General features: G+C 71.2%; 16 protein-coding genes. 8 read left to right on the forward strand and 8 right to left on the reverse strand.

The window, feature by feature from the left end:
• Positions 1 to 8: 8 nt before the first annotated feature.
• The 4 genes from AB0K08_RS14595 to AB0K08_RS14610 all read right to left on the reverse strand — a co-directional run bounded on the left by AB0K08_RS14595 (position 9) and on the right by AB0K08_RS14610 (position 2,994).
• On the reverse strand, positions 9 to 281 hold the full coding sequence (locus AB0K08_RS14595) for a hypothetical protein (RefSeq protein ID WP_363355698.1): 273 nt from the start codon (positions 279 to 281) through the stop codon (positions 9 to 11).
• 42 nt (positions 282 to 323) lie between these two features.
• The gene (locus AB0K08_RS14600; protein WP_363355700.1) at positions 324 to 818 is read right to left on the reverse strand and encodes an HNH endonuclease; all 495 of its coding nucleotides are present in this window, start codon (positions 816 to 818) and stop codon (positions 324 to 326) included.
• 294 nt (positions 819 to 1,112) lie between these two features.
• Complete coding sequence (locus AB0K08_RS14605; protein WP_363355702.1) at positions 1,113 to 1,985, reverse strand: NlpC/P60 family protein; 873 nt, start codon at positions 1,983 to 1,985, stop codon at positions 1,113 to 1,115.
• A 301-nt stretch (positions 1,986 to 2,286) separates the two neighbouring features.
• On the reverse strand, positions 2,287 to 2,994 hold the full coding sequence (locus tag AB0K08_RS14610) for an iron dependent repressor, metal binding and dimerization domain protein (RefSeq protein WP_363355704.1): 708 nt from the start codon (positions 2,992 to 2,994) through the stop codon (positions 2,287 to 2,289).
• Positions 2,995 to 3,198: 204 nt separating this feature from the next.
• Between AB0K08_RS14610 and serC the strand changes: the two genes are divergently transcribed.
• Entirely contained in the window at positions 3,199 to 4,326 is a 1,128-nt protein-coding gene (serC, locus tag AB0K08_RS14615) for a phosphoserine transaminase (RefSeq protein ID WP_363355706.1), read from the forward strand.
• Between the two features lie 122 nt (positions 4,327 to 4,448).
• Here the strand turns inward: serC and AB0K08_RS14620 are convergent, their stop codons facing one another.
• Positions 4,449 to 5,030 (reverse strand): DUF3027 domain-containing protein, encoded by a 582-nt coding sequence (locus AB0K08_RS14620; protein ID WP_363355708.1) that lies wholly within the window; start codon positions 5,028 to 5,030, stop codon positions 4,449 to 4,451.
• Positions 5,020 to 5,403 (reverse strand): cold shock domain-containing protein, encoded by a 384-nt coding sequence (locus AB0K08_RS14625; protein ID WP_363355710.1) that lies wholly within the window; start codon positions 5,401 to 5,403, stop codon positions 5,020 to 5,022. Before AB0K08_RS14625 ends, AB0K08_RS14620 begins: the two co-directional genes overlap by 11 nt.
• 168 nt (positions 5,404 to 5,571) lie before the next feature.
• Here AB0K08_RS14625 and AB0K08_RS14630 point away from each other — a divergent pair, with 168 nt between their 5' ends.
• Together AB0K08_RS14630 and AB0K08_RS14635 are read left to right on the forward strand one after the other, a co-directional pair.
• Entirely contained in the window at positions 5,572 to 5,826 is a 255-nt protein-coding gene (locus AB0K08_RS14630) for a hypothetical protein (protein WP_363355712.1), read from the forward strand.
• Between the two features lie 13 nt (positions 5,827 to 5,839).
• A complete protein-coding gene (locus AB0K08_RS14635) occupies positions 5,840 to 7,849 on the forward strand; it encodes a helicase-associated domain-containing protein (RefSeq protein ID WP_363355714.1) in 2,010 nt (669 codons plus the stop codon).
• Here AB0K08_RS14635 and AB0K08_RS14640 read toward each other — a convergent pair.
• Entirely contained in the window at positions 7,846 to 8,676 is an 831-nt protein-coding gene (locus AB0K08_RS14640; RefSeq protein ID WP_363355716.1) for a formate/nitrite transporter family protein, read from the reverse strand. The genes AB0K08_RS14635 and AB0K08_RS14640 overlap by 4 nt on opposite strands.
• Positions 8,677 to 8,808: 132 nt before the next feature.
• Between AB0K08_RS14640 and AB0K08_RS14645 the strand changes: the two genes are divergently transcribed.
• The 5 genes from AB0K08_RS14645 (at position 8,809) to AB0K08_RS14665 (ending at position 14,397) form a co-directional block, all read left to right on the forward strand.
• Complete coding sequence (locus AB0K08_RS14645) at positions 8,809 to 10,512, forward strand: DNA repair helicase XPB (RefSeq protein WP_363355718.1); 1,704 nt, start codon at positions 8,809 to 8,811, stop codon at positions 10,510 to 10,512.
• 41 nt (positions 10,513 to 10,553) lie between these two features.
• Positions 10,554 to 11,261: a response regulator transcription factor gene (locus AB0K08_RS14650; protein WP_363355720.1), complete on the forward strand. Its 708-nt coding sequence runs from the start codon at positions 10,554 to 10,556 to the stop codon at positions 11,259 to 11,261.
• A gap of 36 nt (positions 11,262 to 11,297) precedes the next feature.
• The gene (locus AB0K08_RS14655) at positions 11,298 to 12,986 is read left to right on the forward strand and encodes a HAMP domain-containing sensor histidine kinase (protein WP_363355722.1); all 1,689 of its coding nucleotides are present in this window, start codon (positions 11,298 to 11,300) and stop codon (positions 12,984 to 12,986) included.
• Positions 12,987 to 13,071: 85 nt separating this feature from the next.
• The gene (locus AB0K08_RS14660) at positions 13,072 to 13,362 is read left to right on the forward strand and encodes a WXG100 family type VII secretion target (RefSeq protein WP_363355724.1); all 291 of its coding nucleotides are present in this window, start codon (positions 13,072 to 13,074) and stop codon (positions 13,360 to 13,362) included.
• Positions 13,363 to 13,464: 102 nt separating this feature from the next.
• Positions 13,465 to 14,397: a DUF4031 domain-containing protein gene (locus AB0K08_RS14665; protein ID WP_363355726.1), complete on the forward strand. Its 933-nt coding sequence runs from the start codon at positions 13,465 to 13,467 to the stop codon at positions 14,395 to 14,397.
• Between the two features lie 135 nt (positions 14,398 to 14,532).
• On the opposite strand, the gene groL is transcribed toward AB0K08_RS14665, so the two are convergent.
• Entirely contained in the window at positions 14,533 to 16,170 is a 1,638-nt protein-coding gene (groL, locus tag AB0K08_RS14670) for a chaperonin GroEL (protein WP_363355728.1), read from the reverse strand.
• Positions 16,171 to 16,416: the final 246 nt, after the last annotated feature.

Here is a 16,416-nt window from a genome sequence, read left to right on the forward strand (position 1 = left end):
CTCCATGCTCACGGCGTGCTCCGATCCGCGGTGACGGCGCGGCCCAGGAAGGCCTCGATCCCCCGCAGCGAGGCGCGGTGGGCCCGCTCGAAGCCGGCCTGCCCCGTCCCCTCAGCCAGCCCCGCCGCGTAGCCGGCGATGAACGCGGTGGCCGCGGCGTCGTCGTCGTGCCCCGAGGCGGCGGCCGCGATCCTCGCGATCCGGGCCAGGCGGGGGATGTCCACGGCGGCGTCCCCGAGTTCGAGGGCGGCCATCAGCTCAGCGGTCAGGGTCTCGGGCATCATCCCAGTTTAGGTGTGCTCCGGTCCGCCGGATCCCCCGGCTCAGGCCACCGCCGCCAGGAAGTCCGTCCACTGCTCGGCCGGCCGCTCCAGTTCGCGGATCCGCCAGGCGACCCCGCGCGGCCGGCGGGGCGTGACGCGCAGGTGCCAGCCCATCTGCGCCAGCGAACGGTCCCCCTTGGTGTTGTTGCACGTCAGGCAGCAGGCCACCAGGTTCTCCCAGGAGTCCTCCCCGCCCCTGGAGCGGGGGTGGATGTGGTCCACCGTACTGGCCGGGCGTCCGCAGTATCCGCACAGGTGGGCGTCCCGGCGCAGCACGCCCCGCCGGGACACGGGCGCCGCATCGCCGTGGGGGATGCGCACGTACCGCGTGAGCAGGATGACCGCCGGGCGGCGCACCGTGGTGGAGGGCCCGACCACCGGATCGCCGCCGTCGGCGAGCACGCTGGCCTTGCCGGTACCCACCAGGAGGATGGCGCGCCGGTAGCTGACGACGGAGAGTGGCTCGTAGCCGGCGTTCAGGACCAGGGTGCGCATGGGACATACCTCGCGGCGTTGTCTGTGCCGCGGGCGCCGGATCGTCCGGACGGGATGTTGGCCCGGCCATCCGGCGTCAGCGGGGATGAATCGGGTGACGATCAGGTTCAGGATACGCGCCGCCCGGCAGCACCCGCTTCCATGCACCCCCGGTTCCGGGCGTGTCGGCGGGAGTGTTCACGGAGTCGTCACGCCCGGTTCACGCCGGGAACGACCGAGGGCCCCTCCGTGGCGGAGGGGCCCTCGTAGCAGTCGTCGCTGGTCCGGCTCAAAGCCGGACCGTGAAGCCGGTGGTCAGCCGACGTAGGTGTAGTAACCCATCAGAGGGTTCCGGGTCACGGAGTGCTGGAAGGTGCCCACGGAGGGGTTCTGGGCGCCGATCATCTGGCCGTTGCCCACGTAGATGCCCACGTGGCCGCCGCCGTTCTGGAACACCAGGTCACCCGGCTTCGGGTTGGAGGTCTGCACGAAGAGACCGGAGCCGCGGATCGCGGAGGTGGAGGACGGGATGCTGATCCCGGCCTGGCGGTAGGCCCAGGACACGAAGCCGGAGCAGTCCCAGCCGGAGGTGGTCTTGCCGCCGTAGACGTAGGGCACGCCCACGCCGGCGTAGGCCGCACCCACCACGCCGCCCACAGAAGAGCTCTGCGGGGCCGGGGCCGCGGCGGCCGCCTGCACGGGGGCGCTCTGCGTGGAGGCCGAAGAAGACGAGGAAGAGGAAGAAGAAGAAGAGGAAGAGCTGGACTGACGCGTGGTCTGGGACCGGCTCTGCTGGTCCTGCGAGGACTCCGCCTGCGTGGTGGCGGCGCGCTCGGCGCGCGGGGCCGGGGCGGGCTCGGGCTCCGGCTCGGGGGCCGGCTTCGAGGAGACCGGTGCGCGGTCGAGCTCGACCTTCACGTCCTTGGCGGCGGCCACGTTGACGGTGGTGAGCGCGGCGCGCTCGATGTCCAGGCCGGGGGCCGGGATGCTGGTGGTCTCACGGACGGCCGGGGCGGCACCCTGTGCCGGCATGCCGATCGTCAGCACGAGGCCGGACGCGGCGGCCACCACGGCGGCCTGACGGCCCACGGTGCCTGCGTTCGAGGAGACGGCCTTGGAGATGGCCTCCAGCGGGTTGGTGTTCGCCGGAACGGCGCGGTGGCGTGCTGCGGAGCTGCGCTTCGACACGTAATAACCTCTCTCACGTGCCGCCGGGCAAAGCCCGCCCCCGCCATGATGGACGACTGCTTGAAACGCCGTGGTCACGGGGGGTGTGGCAAACCATCGGCCGGCGGCTTCGAGCTGGTCTGCCGAAGCGCCGTGAACCAAGGTATATCAAAAGTTTATAAATGTCACGCTGAGGTCACGGACCCGGTGGATAACCTGGGATGAGGTCCCGAGATCACCGGATTCCCGCGGTTTTCAGGGTCACATCCAGATGACGAACCGGGGCATCCACCGTTATGCAGGACCGATTTCGCCGGGGCGTCTAGCGCTCCACGATGATGTGGGACGCCGTCTCCTCGTTGACCTCCAGCGCCACGCCGCCGTCGGCGGAGGCGGACGGCTCGGCGGCACGGACCGTGACGTATCCGTCACCGTCCGCGATCTCGATGGCCTGGCCGGGGCGGACCCCGGCCAGGGCCAGCTCGCCCAGCAGCTCTGGATCGGTCTGGATGGCCTCCGTCAGGCGGACCACCGTGTAGCGGCCCGGCTGTCCGGACACCTCGGAGAGCCGTTCACCCCGGTCGAACGCGGAGCCCGTGCCCGGCACGGGGGGACGCAGGTCACCGAGGCCGGGGATCGGGTTGCCGTAGGGCGATTCGGAGGGGTTGTGGAGCAGGTCCAGCAGGCGCAGCTCGACCTGCTCGCTCATCACGTGTTCCCAGCGGCAGGCCTCCTCATGGACGTAGGCCCAGTCCAGGCCGATCACATCGGCCAGCAGCCGCTCGGCGAGGCGGTGCTTGCGCATCACGCTCACGGCCTTCTCGCGCCCGTCCATGGTCAGTTCCAGGTGACGGTCGTTGCGCACGTGCACCAAGCCGTCCCGTTCCATGCGGGCCACGGTCTGGGAGACGGTGGGGCCGGAGTGGTCGAGGCGCTCGGCGATGCGGGCGCGCAAGGGGACGATGCCCTCCTCCTCCAGTTCGAGGATGGTGCGCAAGTACATCTCGGTGGTGTCGATCAGGTCCGTCACGGCTGATGTTCCTCTCCAGGTCCCCAACAGTTCGCCGTCTCCGCCAGCGCCGCCCCTCAAGGGGTGGTGTAGACACGGGAAGTCCACCGTCCATCCTAGTGGTGCGGCCTGAGGGGGAACGACATGTTGCCCCGGCACTGCCCGCGGTGCGGGAGAATGGCCCTTTGCGGCCCGGCCGAGAACCCCACAACACCAGGAGACCCCATGAGCTCACCCGAGGTGACCATCCCCCAGAACCTGCTGCCCCGTGACGGGCGGTTCGGCGCCGGCCCGTCCAAGGTGCGCGCGGAACAGGTGCAGGCCCTCGTGGAGGCCGGACCGAGACTGCTGGGGACCTCTCACCGCCAGGCGCCGGTCAAGAACCTGGTCGGCAGCGTCCGCGAGGGCCTGAGCCAGCTGTTCTCCGCCCCGGAGGGCTATGAGGTCATCCTCGGGGTCGGCGGGTCCACCGCCTTCTGGGACGCGGCCAGTTTCGGCCTGGTCCGCTCCAAGGCCCAGCACCTGTCCTTCGGTGAGTTCGGCTCGAAGTTCGCCAAGGCCACGGACAACGCGCCGTTCCTCGAGGCCTCCTCCATCCTCTCCGCCGAGCCGGGCACCCGCCCCGAGCCGGTCGCCGAGGACGGCGTGGACGTCTACGCCTGGCCGCAGAACGAGACCTCCACCGGGGTGGCCGCGCCCGTGCAGCGCGTCTCCGGTGCCGCCGGCGACGCCCTTGTACTGGTGGACGCGACCTCGGCGGCCGGCGGCCTGCCGGTGGACGTGTCCCAGACCGATGCCTACTACTTCGCCCCGCAGAAGAACTTCGCCTCGGACGGCGGCCTGTGGCTGGCGCTGTTCTCCCCCGCGGCACTGGCCCGCGTGGAGGAGGTCAAGGCCTCCGGCCGCTGGATCCCGGACTTCCTCGACCTGAAGACCGCGGTGGACAATTCGCTGAAGGACCAGACCTACAACACCCCGGCCCTGGCCACCCTGGTGATGCTGGACAACCAGGTCCGGTGGATGAACTCCAACGGCGGCCTGGACTTCGCCACCGCCCGCACCGCCGATTCCTCGAACCGCGTGTACTCCTGGGCCGAGGGCTCGTCCTTCGCCACTCCCTATGTCACCCGCCCCCAGGACCGCTCCGCCGTCATCACGACCGTCGACTTCGACGAGTCCGTGGATGCCGCCGCCGTGGCGAAGGTCCTGCGCGCCCACGGCGTGGTGGATGTGGAGCCCTACCGCAAGCTCGGCCGCAACCAGCTGCGCATCGCCACCTTCGCCGCGATCGAGCCGGATGACATCACGGCGCTGCTGGCCTGCATCGACCACGTGGTCGAGCACCTCGCCTGAGCACCTCGCCTGAAAGGGCCAGAAGAACGACGTCGGCCGCGCACCTGAAGGGTGCGCGGCCGACGTCGTGAACGGGGTTGGGAACGCGGTTGGGAAGGCGCTGGGCAGCAGGGGACCGGCCCTCAGGCCTGCGGCTCGGCCGCCGCCCCGCCCTCAGTCTCGCTCTCGTCCTGGTCCTGGCCCTGGTCCCGGTCCTGGTCATCCTCCTCGGCCGCGCCGCGAGCGCGGGCGACCGCCGCCTCCGGATCCTCACCGGCAGCGATGGCGTCCAGACGGATCTTCTCCTCCTGGCTCACGCGCTCGGACCACGGCAGCCAGTCGGGGGCCAGGATCGCGTCCGCGCCGGGCAGCAGCCCGGTCTCGCAGACGGTGACGACCTTGCTGCGGGGGGCGCGGGCCACCGTGACGAACCACTCCCAGCCACCGTACCCGGCCAGGGTGGCGGCGAAGCGGTGGGTGACCAGCCGGTCGTCATCGGCCACGACGCCCACGTGGTCGCCGATCTCGTCCTGACCGGCCAGACCGTGCAGGGCGGCCCGGGCCTGGTCCACGGCGGCGGCGAGCAGCTCGTCCAGTTTCGGCGTCCGCTTGCGGGGCGCGCGCGTCGGCTTCGGCGGGATCCGCACCGTCCGGCCCTCGGCCTGGGCCGTCTCCGTCGCGGGCTGCGGCTGCTCAGCCTCGGCAGTCTCGGTCTCAGGCCTCAAGTTCGTCGGCCACCTTGCGTAGGGCCATGGCGATCTTCTCGGCCTGGGCCTTCTGCGGGTACTTGCCCTTGCGCAGGCTGTTGGAGGCCATGTCCATCCACTTGATGAGGTCTTCCACCACCACAGCCATGTCCTGGGGCTTGCGGCGGGTCGCGCGGACCACCGAGGGACCGTCCTCGAGGATGCGGGCGCTCAACGCCTGGGGGCCGCGGCGACCCTCGGCCACCCCGAACTCCATGCGGGTGCCGGCGCGGACCTCGGTGACGCCCGCGGGCACGGCCGAGGAGGGCAGGTGGACCTCCTGGCCCTCATCTGTGTGGATGAAGCCGAAGCCCTTGCTCGAGTCGTAGAACTTTACTTTGCCGGTCGGCATTCCTGTGTCCTTCTCTGTTTCTGGGGCATCCCCGCTGGACGGGACGGCGGGCGCTGTCCGCGGACTCCCATGGTCCGGGCGGCCCTGCCTCGTGGCGTCCTCGAGGGGCGGGGAAAGTCTGTAACCCCCCAAGGATACCCCCTCGGTTCCCGGCGTAGACTGGAGGCCATGTCCGCACGTCCTTTCGCCGCACCCGCCCCGCACAGCCTCGAGACCTCCCCCTGGTTGCGGGGTCTCCTGGTGGCCGGCGTCGCGCTGACCGTGGTCTCCTTCGCGGCCACGGTGCTCCTGCTCGTCTCCTACTTCCTGTCCGTCTCGGCCTGGCCGGTCTTCTTCTGGTTCGGCCTCTACGGACTGCCCCTCGGCTTCGCCCTGATGCTCGCCTATGTGGTGGCCAAGGCCGTGCTGAGGCGCCGCGCCTGATCCGGCCCGCGCGGTGAGGGCTGCCACCCTGACGGACCACCTGGCCGGATGGCCGGATGACCGGCTGGAGCGGTTGCTCGTGCTCCGTCCTGACCTCTGCCACCCGCCCGTCCCCGATTTCGCGGCCCTGGCGGCCCGGGCCAGCACGCAGATGTCCGTGCTGCGCGCCCTCGACGGCCTGGACCGCGCCCATCTGGACGTCCTGGAGGGCCTGGCGGCCGTGTCCGTGACGGACCTTCCCCCCGGAGCGGACGGCGCCGGCCCCACCGGTTCCGCAGCCCGCCTCGCCGCGTTCTTCGAAGACGCCGACCCCGCCGTGGTGGAGGGCCTGCTCGAGGACCTCGCCGGCGCCGCCCTGGTGGTCGGGTACCGCGGCGACTGGCGGCTCCCCACCCCCGTGGCCGCCGCCCTGGACCCCGACCCCCGGCCCGCCGGCCGGCCGCTGGACGCCGTGGCCCCACCGCCGGCCGGGCGCACGGTGTCCGCCGCGCTCTGTCGCAACGCGGCACTGGCCGCCATCGGCGACCTGCTGCGCGGTGCCGACGACCTGCTGGAGGCCCTCGCCGCCGGGCTGGGCACGCTGCGCTCCGGCGGGGTCGGGGTGCGGGAGCTGAGGAGACTGGCCGATGCCACCGGATCCACCCCCGAGGACACCGCCTGGCTGCTCGAGTTGCTGGCGGCCGCGCGGCTGAGCGTGCTGGACCCGGACACCTCACTCTGGCGACCCGCCGCCGCGGCCCGCACCTGGCGTCGCAGCGATCGCCACACCCAATGGGAGGTGCTCGTGGCGGGCTGGCTCGGCAGCGGTCGCGCCCCGATGCTCGGCACCCCGCCCACCGAGTCCACGGGCCGGGCCCTGGCCGCGGACCGCAACCGTCCGGATGCACCCCGGTTGCGCGCGTCCCTGCTCGAGGCGGCCCTCGAGGTCGACCGCGAGCGCCCGGGCACCGTCCTGGACCCGGCCGTCGCCGAGCGGCAACGGTGGCGGTCCCCGCGAGCCTCCGCCCGCACCGCGGCCTTCACGCCCGCCCTGCTCGCCGAGGCCGAGCGGCTGGGCCTCAGCGGAGCGGGAGCCCTGACCGAGACCGGGGCTCTGGTGGCCGCGGACGACCTCGATCAGGCCGCGGCCGCCGTCGGGACCGCCCTGCCGGCCCCGCTCACCACGGTGCGCCTGCAGGGAGACCTGACCGCCGTGGCCCCGGGCTATCTGGACCCCCAGGTGGCCCGGCGGCTGGCAGGCCTGGCCGAGGTGGAGGGTGACGGCGCCGCCCGCATCTATCGCTTCACCGATGCCTCCCTGCACGGCGCCCTGGACGGCGGGGCCACCGCCGCGGAGATCGAGGCGTTCCTGGCGGGGCATTCCGAGGACGCGATCCCGCAGTCGCTGCAGTACCTGATCCGGGACGTGGCCCGGCGGCACGGCCTGCTCACGGTCGGGCCGGCGGGCGCGTGGCTGCAGAGCGAGGACACGGACCTGCTGGACGTGGTCGTCGCGGACCCGGCGATGTCCGGCGCCCGGCTGGAACGGCTCGCGCCGACCGTGGTGGTGGCCGGCGTCGGGCCATCAGAGTTGCACCGGGCCCTCGCCGCGGCCGGGCACCGGGCCGCCCTGCTCCGGGCCGCCGACGGTCCGGATGGCCCCGACGAGGCGCGTCAGCGCACCCGGCGCCAGAGCCCCGAGGCCAGCGCGTTCCCCGAACCCGTCCGCTCCGTGCGCTGGAGCCCCTCGGAGGAGGAGCTGGCCGCGCAGATCGCCCGGCTGCGCTCGGCGCCACGGCCGGCACCGTCCGGGCCGGGCCCCGAGGAGGCCATGGCCGTGCTGCGGCAGGCCACCTGGGTGCGCGCCGAGGTGGACCTCGTCACGGTGGACCAGCGGGGCCGGCGCCAGTCGCGGCGCGTGGTGCCGCTGGCGGTGGCCGGCGGGCGGGTCCGCTGTCTGGTCCCCGCACAAGAGGCCGAGACGGTGGTGCCGCTGCACCGCGTGGTCTCGGCCGCGCCGGCCACGCCGTCCGGGACCGGCTAGTTGCCGGTCTCCGCCTCCGCCGATTCCTCGGAGTCCCTGCCGCGCGTGGCGAAGGCGAAGTAGAGCGGCAGCGCGGTCAGGGCCAGGGCGCCGATGAGGTTGCCGATCAGCACGGGGATCTGGTTCCACAGCCACCAGTCGTCGAGGCCCACCGGGGCGCCCATCATCATGCCGGCGGGGATGACGAAGAGGTTCACCACGCTGTGTTCCAGGCCCAGGGCGAAGAACGTGGCGATCGGGAACCAGATGGCCAGGATCTTGCCGGTGGTGTCACTGCTGGTCATGCCCATCACGACGCCCAGGGAGACCAGCCCGTTGCACAGGATGCCGCTGAGCAGTGCCAGCCCCGCCCCGCCCGCGTAGCCCAGGTGCTGGTAGCCGAGGGTCTTCTCCACGGCCATCTCCGCGATGGCCAGCCCGAAGGGCTCGGCCTCGGCGGTCCACCACTGCGTCAGCAGGGCGGCGATCAGGAAGGCCGCGAGCAGCCCCCCGAGCACGTGACCGAACAGCACCCAGCCGAAGTTGCGCAGCATCTGGCCGGAGGTGGCCCGCCGTTCGATCACGGCCAGCGGGACCAGCGCCATGTTGCCGGTGAGCAGCTCCAGGCCCAGGAGGATGACCATGACCAGGCCCATCGGGAAGAGCAGCGCGCCGAAGACGCCCACTCCGGTCTGGCCCGTGGCGGTGGTGGCCAGCAGCACGGCGGCTCCCAGGAGGAAGGTCGCGACGGCGGACCTCAGGACCAGTTGCCCGGTCCCGTGACGGGCCTTGGCGAGGCCGGAGTCCAGCATCGAGGCGGCGACCTGGTCCGGGGGGATGTAGGACATGGCTCTCCTGGGTTGGCGAGTCGGCCTGCGAGGGCGGTCAGCGTCAGTCTTTCATCGATCGGCGGTTCGGGGCGAGAATGGACGAGAATGGAGGGGACCCGCGCACCCCGTCTACTCCCGAGGAGTCCTGAAGTGGCCGATGGCCCCCTGATCGTCCAGTCGGACAAGACCGTGCTGCTGGAGGTGGATCACCCGCAGGCCACCGAGGCCCGCCACGCACTGGCCGCCTTCGTCGAGCTGGAGCGCGCCCCGGAGCACGTGCACACCTACCGGATCACCCACCTCGGGCTGTGGAACGCGCGGGCCGCCGGGGTGGACGCCGAGCAGGTGCTGGACGTCCTGCTGAGCTACTCCCGCTATCCGGTGCCGCACGCGCTGCTGCTGGACATCGACGACACCATGTCCCGGTACGGTCGGCTGCGCCTGGAGAACGACCAAGTGCACGGGCTGGTGCTGCGCACGGACGACTACCCGGCCCTGGAGGAGGTCCTGCACGCGAAGAAGACCGCGGAGATGTTCGGCCCCCGCATCGACGGCGAGACGGTGGTGGTCCACGCCGCCAGCCGCGGCCAGCTCAAGCAGGCCCTGCTCAAGCTCGGCTGGCCGGCCGAGGACGCCGCCGGCTATGTGGATGGCACCCCCTACCCCATCGGGCTCACCGAGGTGCCCCAGACCGGTGAGGTGCCCGACGGCGGCCCGGCGGGTTCCGAGCCGGCGGAACCGTGGCAGCTGCGCCCCTACCAGCGCATGGCGGTGGAGAACTTCTGGGCCGGCGGCTCCGGGGTGGTGGTGCTGCCGTGCGGCGCGGGCAAGACGCTGGTGGGTGCCGGTGCCATGTCCACGGCGAACGCGACCACGCTGATCCTGGTGACCAACACGGTCTCGGCGCGGCAGTGGAAGGCGGAGCTGCTGAAGCGCACCACGCTGACGGAGGCGGAGATCGGCGAGTACTCCGGATCCGTCAAGGAGGTGCGCCCGGTGACGATCGCCACCTACCAGGTGCTGACCCTCAAGCGCGGCGGGATCTACCCGCACCTGGAGCTGGTCAACGGGCACGACTGGGGGTTGATCATCTACGACGAGGTGCACCTGCTGCCGGCTCCCATCTTCCGGCTGACGGCGGACCTGCAGGCCCGGCGCCGGCTCGGGTTGACCGCCACGCTGGTGCGCGAGGACGGGCGGGAGTCCGAGGTGTTCTCCCTGATCGGGCCCAAGCGCTACGACGCCCCCTGGAAGGACATCGAGGCCCAGGGCTACATCGCCCCCGCCGAGTGCGTGGAGGTCAGGGTCCAGCTGCCGCGGGACGAGCGGGTGGCCTACGCGATGGCCGAGGACGCGGACAAGTACCGGCTGTGCTCCTCCTCCGAGGTGAAGCTGGACGTGGTGCGCTCGCTCGTGGCCCGGCATCCGGGTGAGCAGGTGCTGGTGATCGGGCAGTACCTGGACCAGCTGGCCGAGCTCGGCGAGCTGCTCGGGGCCCCCGTGCTGACCGGGGCCACCTCGGTGACCGAACGGCAGCGGCTCTTCGACGCGTTCCGGGCGGGGCAGGTCGAGGTGCTGGTGGTGTCCAAGGTGGCGAACTTCTCGATCGACCTGCCGGAGGCCTCGGTGGCGGTCCAGGTCTCCGGCTCCTACGGCTCCCGGCAGGAGGAGGCCCAGCGGCTCGGCCGCCTGCTGCGGCCCAAGGAGGACGGCAAGTCGGCGCACTTCTACACCGTGGTGGCCCGGGACACGCTGGACCAGGAGTACGCCCAGCGCCGCCAGCGGTTCCTCGCCGAGCAGGGGTACGCCTACACGATCATGGATGCCGGGGACCTGACGACCCCTTCCAGTTGACGTTCAGGAAACGTCCAGCGGGCGGGGGGACGATGGAGACCATGAAGTCCAAGGAACCCGAAGCCAAGCTGCTGGTCGTCGACGATGAGCCGAACATCCGCGAGTTGCTGTCCACCTCCCTGCGGTTCGCGGGTTTCGAGGTGGTGGCCGCCGCCAACGGCCGCGATGCGCTGGCCGCCGTCGAGAAGGACCAGCCTGACCTCGCCGTGCTGGACGTCATGCTCCCGGACATGGACGGCTTCACCGTGACCCGCAAGCTGCGGGCCGCCGGCCGCCACTTCCCCGTGCTGTTCCTCACCGCCCGGGATGACACGGATGACAAGGTCACGGGCCTGACCGTCGGTGGGGACGACTACGTCACGAAGCCCTTCTCCCTGGACGAGGTGGTGGCCCGCATCCGCGCCGTGCTGCGCCGCACCGCCCCGGCCGAGGGGGACGAGGCCATCCTGCGGGTGGACGACCTCGAGCTGGATGACGACGCCCACGAGGTCCGCCGCGCCGGCGAGGTGGTGGAGCTCTCCCCCACCGAGTTCAAGCTGCTGCGCTACCTCATGATGAACCCCAACCGGGTGCTGTCCAAGTCGCAGATCCTGGACCACGTCTGGGAGTACGACTTCAACGGTGACGCCTCGATCGTGGAGTCCTACATCTCCTACCTGCGCCGGAAGATCGACCGGCCGGACCTGCCGGACATGATCCAGACCAAGCGAGGAGTCGGTTACCTGTTGCGGTCAGCGGACAAGCGCTGACGCACCCGGGGCCGAAGACCGTATGTTGGTCTGCGTATGACTGCCTCCGCGAACCACCACGGGCGCTTCCAGCCCTTCCGTGAGCTCGAGCGCCTGTGGAAGACCTCCTCCCTGCGGACTCAGCTGGTGGTGATGACCACCGGCCTGATGCTGTTGGCCGTGATCATCACCGCCGCCCTCACCGCCTCCCTGTTCCGCCAGGAGCTGGTGCGGCAGATGGATGAGGACCTGCTCGCCAACCGCAACAACGTCTCCCGGTACCTGACGAGCCTGGGCACGAACGTCGACTTCTTCTCCTCGCCGCAGTCCATCCTGCGGTTCTACGGGGAGTTGCAGGACAACGAGGGCGAGACCACGGCGAACTCCTCCTTCACGGGGGCCAACGTGGACCAGCCGAGGGTGCCCTCCCTGGATGCCGCGGAGGTCGTGGCGCGCAACAACCGCGCCTTCGAGGTCCCCGGCACACTGGAGTCATCGCGCGGTTGGCGGGTCCAGATGTACCGGCTCGAGTCCGGCGAGGGTTCCCTGGCGATCGCCCTGCCCCTGGACCCCGTCCACGACTCCGTGGACCGGGTGACCTCGCTCGTGGCCACCATCGGGCTGCTGGCCACGGCCGGCGCCTCCGTCATCGCCTACGGCGTGACCACGCGGGCCTTCAAGCCGCTGCTGCGGGTGGAGCGCACCGCGGCGCAGATCGCGGCCGGGGACCTGTCCCGGCGCGTGGAGATCGGTCCCCCGGACACCGAGGTCGGGCGGCTCTCCCGGTCGCTGAACGCCATGCTGGCGCACATCGAGATCGCGTTCCGTTCCAAGGAGCAGTCCGAGGAGAAGATGCGCCGGTTCATCCAGGACGCCTCCCACGAGCTGCGCACCCCCCTGGTCACCATCCGCGGGTTCTCCGAGCTCTACCGCCACGGCGGGATCTCCGACCCGGAGGACGTCGGCGCCGCCATGGGCCGGATCGAGGGCGAGGCCAAGCGCATGGGCCAGCTCGTGGAGGACCTGCTGACCCTCGCCCGGCTGGACGAGCAGCGCCCGCTGGAGCACCGGCCCGTGGACCTCATGATGCTGGCCCACGACGCGGTGCTGGACGCACGCGTGAACGCCCCGGACCGCGAGGTCCGGCTCGAGGGGCTCGACGGCGGCCGGGCCGGGTCCGCGCCCACGGTCGGGGACGAGGGCAAGATCCGGCAGGTGATCGCCAACCTGGTCACCAACGCCCTGCGGTACACCCCGGAGGGCGCACCGCTGGAGGTCGCCGTGGGCACGGTGGATGTGCTGCCCGGATCCGTCCATGCAGACGGCCGGCAGGTCCACGGCTCCCGGGACTCGGTCATCGAGATCCGGGACCACGGGCCGGGCATCGACGAGGAGGACGCCAACCGCGTCTTCGAGCGCTTCTACCGGGCCGATTCCTCCCGCCAGCGCGAGACCGGCGGGACGGGGCTGGGGCTGGCTATCGTGGCCGCGATCGTGGCCCAGCACGACGGCACCGTGCGTCTGGACCAGACGCCCGGGGGCGGGGCCACCATGTCCGTGCGGCTGCCGTGGGTGGAGCAGGCGGCCGAGGAGGACGAGAACGAGACGGATACTGACACAGACACAGACACAGACACTGACGCCGGTGCCGGCGCCGAGGCGGAGGACACCTCGACCGGGCCCCTGGTCATTCCGCCACGTCCTCCACAGCCGCCCGGCACGGGCGCGTCCTCCCCAGAGGGGTAACCCCGACCCGGTGGGGCTCCGGTCAGCGGCCTAGCGTGGGATCAGCCGGGGACCACCGGCACCCCCACGCCCCTCAGGAGAGAACATGGCACTCGTCCAGATCGACACCGAAGACCTCATGGCCAAGAGCCAGGCCGTGGAGTCCTCCATCGGCCGCCTGCAGACCGAGGTGAACGCCATGGAGGCCAACCTCCGCCAGCTGCAGGACACCTGGCGCGGCCAGGCCGCCAACAACTTCCAGACCGTCCTCACGGAGTGGCGGGCCACCCAGGCCCGCGTGGAGGAGTCGCTCGTGTCCATCCGCGGCGCCATGACCCACGCGGCACAGCAGTACCTGGAGGCCGAGACGGCCAACGCCTCGATGTTCCGCGGCTGACCCCTGCAACTCGAGGTCGATGGATGACGCGGATCGGGCCGGAACCGCCATGCCAGGTCATCCATCGACCTGCAGATGTGATCGGGTCGCTAGTCTGGGGCCATGACGGTCCTGATCGATCCGGCGCGGTGGCCGGCCCACGGCACCGTGTTCTCGCACCTGGTCTCGGAGACCTCCCTCGAGGAGTTGCACGCTTTCGCCGCGGCCGCCGGGATCTCCCGGCGGGCCTTCGACGGAGACCACTACGACGTCCCGGTGGAGCGCTACCGCGAGCTCGTGGCGCTCGGCGCCGAGGAGGTCAGCGGGGCCGAGTTGGTCCGCCGATTGGCGGCCTCGGGGCTGAGGATCCCTGCCGCCCAGCGCCCCGGCAAGCTGGACAAGATCCTGATCCAGCGTTTCAACCGGCTCTTCCCCGGCACCTCCCCGCTGGAGCGGGAGCCCGTGGTCGCAGACCTGCTGGCCCGGTGGTCCGAGCCGCACCGCCACTACCACGACCGGTCCCACCTGCTGGCCGTGCTCAAGTCCGTGGACGTGCTCGTGCGCCAGGGTGAGGACTGCGGCCGGTGGACCCGCAGCGTGAAGCTGGCCGCATGGTTCCATGACGCCGTCTACCGCGGGGATCCGCAACGGCCGGCGGGCCAGGACGAGGAGGACTCCGCCGTCCTGGCCGAGTCCACCCTGGACGGGCTCGGGGTGCCGGACGCGGAGATCGAGCAGACGGCCCGGCTGGTGCGGATGACCGCCACCCACGATCCGGACCCGGCCGACCGCGCCGCCGCCGTCCTCTCGGACGCCGACCTCGAGGTCCTGGGCCGCGCCCGCGGCGACTACGCCCGCTACCTCGCCGCCGTCCGGGCGGACTTCGCGCACCTGCCGGACGCCGACTTCGCGGCTGGCCGGGCCGCCGTCGTGCAGTCCCTGCTGGATCTGCGCCCGCTGTACCGGACCGCCACCGGGGCCCGGCTGTGGGAGCGCCCCGCCCGGCGGAACCTGACCGCCGAGCTCCACCCGACCTCCCCGCACTGGAACCGATAACCCACTGTGAGGGCGATCCCACCGGTGGGATCGCCCTCAAAACGCCATCGCCGGACGGGTTAATGCCGGAAGGCCCGGCCCCCTTCAGGGGACCGGGCCTTCCGTGTGAGCGGGGCGCTCAGTGGATCCAGAGGATCACATCATGCCGCCCATGCCACCCATGCCGCCCATGTCGTCGCCACCCGGCATGGCCGCAGCCGGCTCGGGCTTGTCGGCCACGACGGCCTCGGTGGTGAGGAACAACCCGGCGATCGAGGCGGCGTTCTGCAGTGCAGAGCGGGTCACCTTGACCGGGTCGTTGACGCCGGCGGCCAGCAGGTCCTCGTACTCGCCGGTGGCGGCGTTGAGGCCCTGGCCGTCGGGCAGGGAGCGGACCTTGGCGGCCACGACGCCCGGCTCCATGCCGGCGTTGAACGCGATCTGCTTCATCGGCGCCTCGATGGCCACCTTGACGATGTTGGCACCGGTGGCCTCGTCACCCTCCAGGGAGAGCTTGCCGAAGGCCTTGGCACCGGCCTGGGTCAGGGCCACGCCGCCGCCGGCGACGATGCCCTCCTCCACGGCCGCCTTGGCGTTGCGCACGGCGTCCTCGATGCGGTGCTTGCGCTCCTTGAGCTCCACCTCGGTGGCGGCACCGGCCTTGATGACGGCCACGCCGCCGGCCAGCTTGGCCAGGCGCTCCTGCAGCTTCTCGCGGTCGTAGTCCGAGTCGGTGTTCTCCATCTCGGCGCGGATCTGGGCCACGCGGCCGGCGATCTGCTCGGCATCGCCGGCACCCTCGACGATGGTGGTCTCGTCCTTGGTGATGACGACCTTGCGGGCGGTGCCCAAGGTCTCCAGACCGGCGTTCTCCAGGGAGAGGCCGACCTCCTCGGAGATGACCTGGCCACCGGTGAGGATGGCGATGTCAGCGAGCATGGCCTTGCGGCGGTCACCGAAGCCCGGGGCCTTGACGGCCACGGACTTGAAGGTGCCCTTGAGCTTGTTGACCACGAGGGTGGCCAGGGCCTCGCCCTCGACGTCCTCGGCGATGATCAGCAGGGACTTGCCGGACTGCATGATCTTCTCCAGGAGGGAGACCATGTCCTTCACGGAGGAGATCTTGGAGTTGACGATGAGGATGTAGGGATCCTCCAGCACCGTCTCCTGACGCTCGGCGTCGGTCACGAAGTAACCGGAGAGGTAGCCCTTGTCGAAGCGCATGCCCTCGGTCAGCTCGAGCTCCAGGCCGAAGGTCTGGGACTCCTCGACGGTGACGACGCCCTCCTTGCCGACCTTGTCCAGGGCCTCGGCGATGAGGGAACCGATCTGGTTGTCGGCGGCGGAGATGGACGCGGTGGCCGCGATCTGCTCCTTGGTCTCGATCGGCTTGGCCGAGGCCACGAGCTCCTCGATGACGGCGGCGACGGCCTTCTCGATGCCGCGCTTCAGGGACAGCGGGTCCGCACCGGCGGCCACGTTGCGCAGGCCTTCCTTGACGAGGGCCTGGGCCAGCACGGTGGCGGTGGTGGTGCCGTCACCGGCGACGTCGTCGGTCTTCTTGGCGACCTCCTTGACGAGCTCGGCGCCGATCTTCTCGTACGGATCCTCGAGCTCGATCTCCTTGGCGATGGAGACACCGTCGTTGGTGATGGTGGGGGCGCCCCACTTCTTCTCCAGCACCACGTTGCGGCCGCGGGGGCCGAGGGTGACCTTCACGGCGTCGGCGAGGGTGTTCAGGCCCCGCTCCAGGCCGCGGCGGGCCTCTTCGTCGAATGCAATGGTCTTGGCCATGTGTGCACTGTCCTTTCTGGACCTTGGCGTTGCTTGGCAGTGATCAACTGACCTGTGCAGTGCCCGCGACGGACGGCCCGGCGAAGGGCCTCACCACGTTCAGGTCTACCCCGACGGCCACGACCACCCGCATGCCTGCGGGCTTGGCAGTCACAACCTCGGAGTGCTAAGTCCATATTTAGCACTCGCACCCTCCGAGTGCAAACGGTCTCCACCTGCAGACATCCGTTCAGCGTGTGGCCGAAT

This window comes from Citricoccus sp. NPDC055426, assembly GCF_040677445.1.
Taxonomy (GTDB): Bacteria; Actinomycetota; Actinomycetes; order Actinomycetales; family Micrococcaceae; genus Citricoccus.

What these genes read in the sequence shown, in the direction of transcription:
- AB0K08_RS14600 (WP_363355700.1), bottom strand. Translation starts at nt 818, where the DNA reads ATGCGCACCCTGGTCCTGAACGCCGGCTACGAGCCACTCTCCGTCGTC.
- AB0K08_RS14595 (WP_363355698.1), bottom strand. Translation starts at nt 281, where the DNA reads ATGCCCGAGACCCTGACCGCTGAGCTGATGGCCGCCCTCGAACTCGGG.
- AB0K08_RS14640 (WP_363355716.1), bottom strand. Translation starts at nt 8,676, where the DNA reads ATGTCCTACATCCCCCCGGACCAGGTCGCCGCCTCGATGCTGGACTCC.
- serC (WP_363355706.1), top strand. Translation starts at nt 3,199, where the DNA reads ATGAGCTCACCCGAGGTGACCATCCCCCAGAACCTGCTGCCCCGTGAC.
- AB0K08_RS14655 (WP_363355722.1), top strand. Translation starts at nt 11,298, where the DNA reads ATGACTGCCTCCGCGAACCACCACGGGCGCTTCCAGCCCTTCCGTGAG.
- AB0K08_RS14630 (WP_363355712.1), top strand. Translation starts at nt 5,572, where the DNA reads ATGTCCGCACGTCCTTTCGCCGCACCCGCCCCGCACAGCCTCGAGACC.
- AB0K08_RS14660 (WP_363355724.1), top strand. Translation starts at nt 13,072, where the DNA reads ATGGCACTCGTCCAGATCGACACCGAAGACCTCATGGCCAAGAGCCAG.
- AB0K08_RS14665 (WP_363355726.1), top strand. Translation starts at nt 13,465, where the DNA reads ATGACGGTCCTGATCGATCCGGCGCGGTGGCCGGCCCACGGCACCGTG.
- AB0K08_RS14650 (WP_363355720.1), top strand. Translation starts at nt 10,554, where the DNA reads ATGAAGTCCAAGGAACCCGAAGCCAAGCTGCTGGTCGTCGACGATGAG.
- groL (WP_363355728.1), bottom strand. Translation starts at nt 16,170, where the DNA reads ATGGCCAAGACCATTGCATTCGACGAAGAGGCCCGCCGCGGCCTGGAG.
- AB0K08_RS14625 (WP_363355710.1), bottom strand. Translation starts at nt 5,403, where the DNA reads ATGCCGACCGGCAAAGTAAAGTTCTACGACTCGAGCAAGGGCTTCGGC.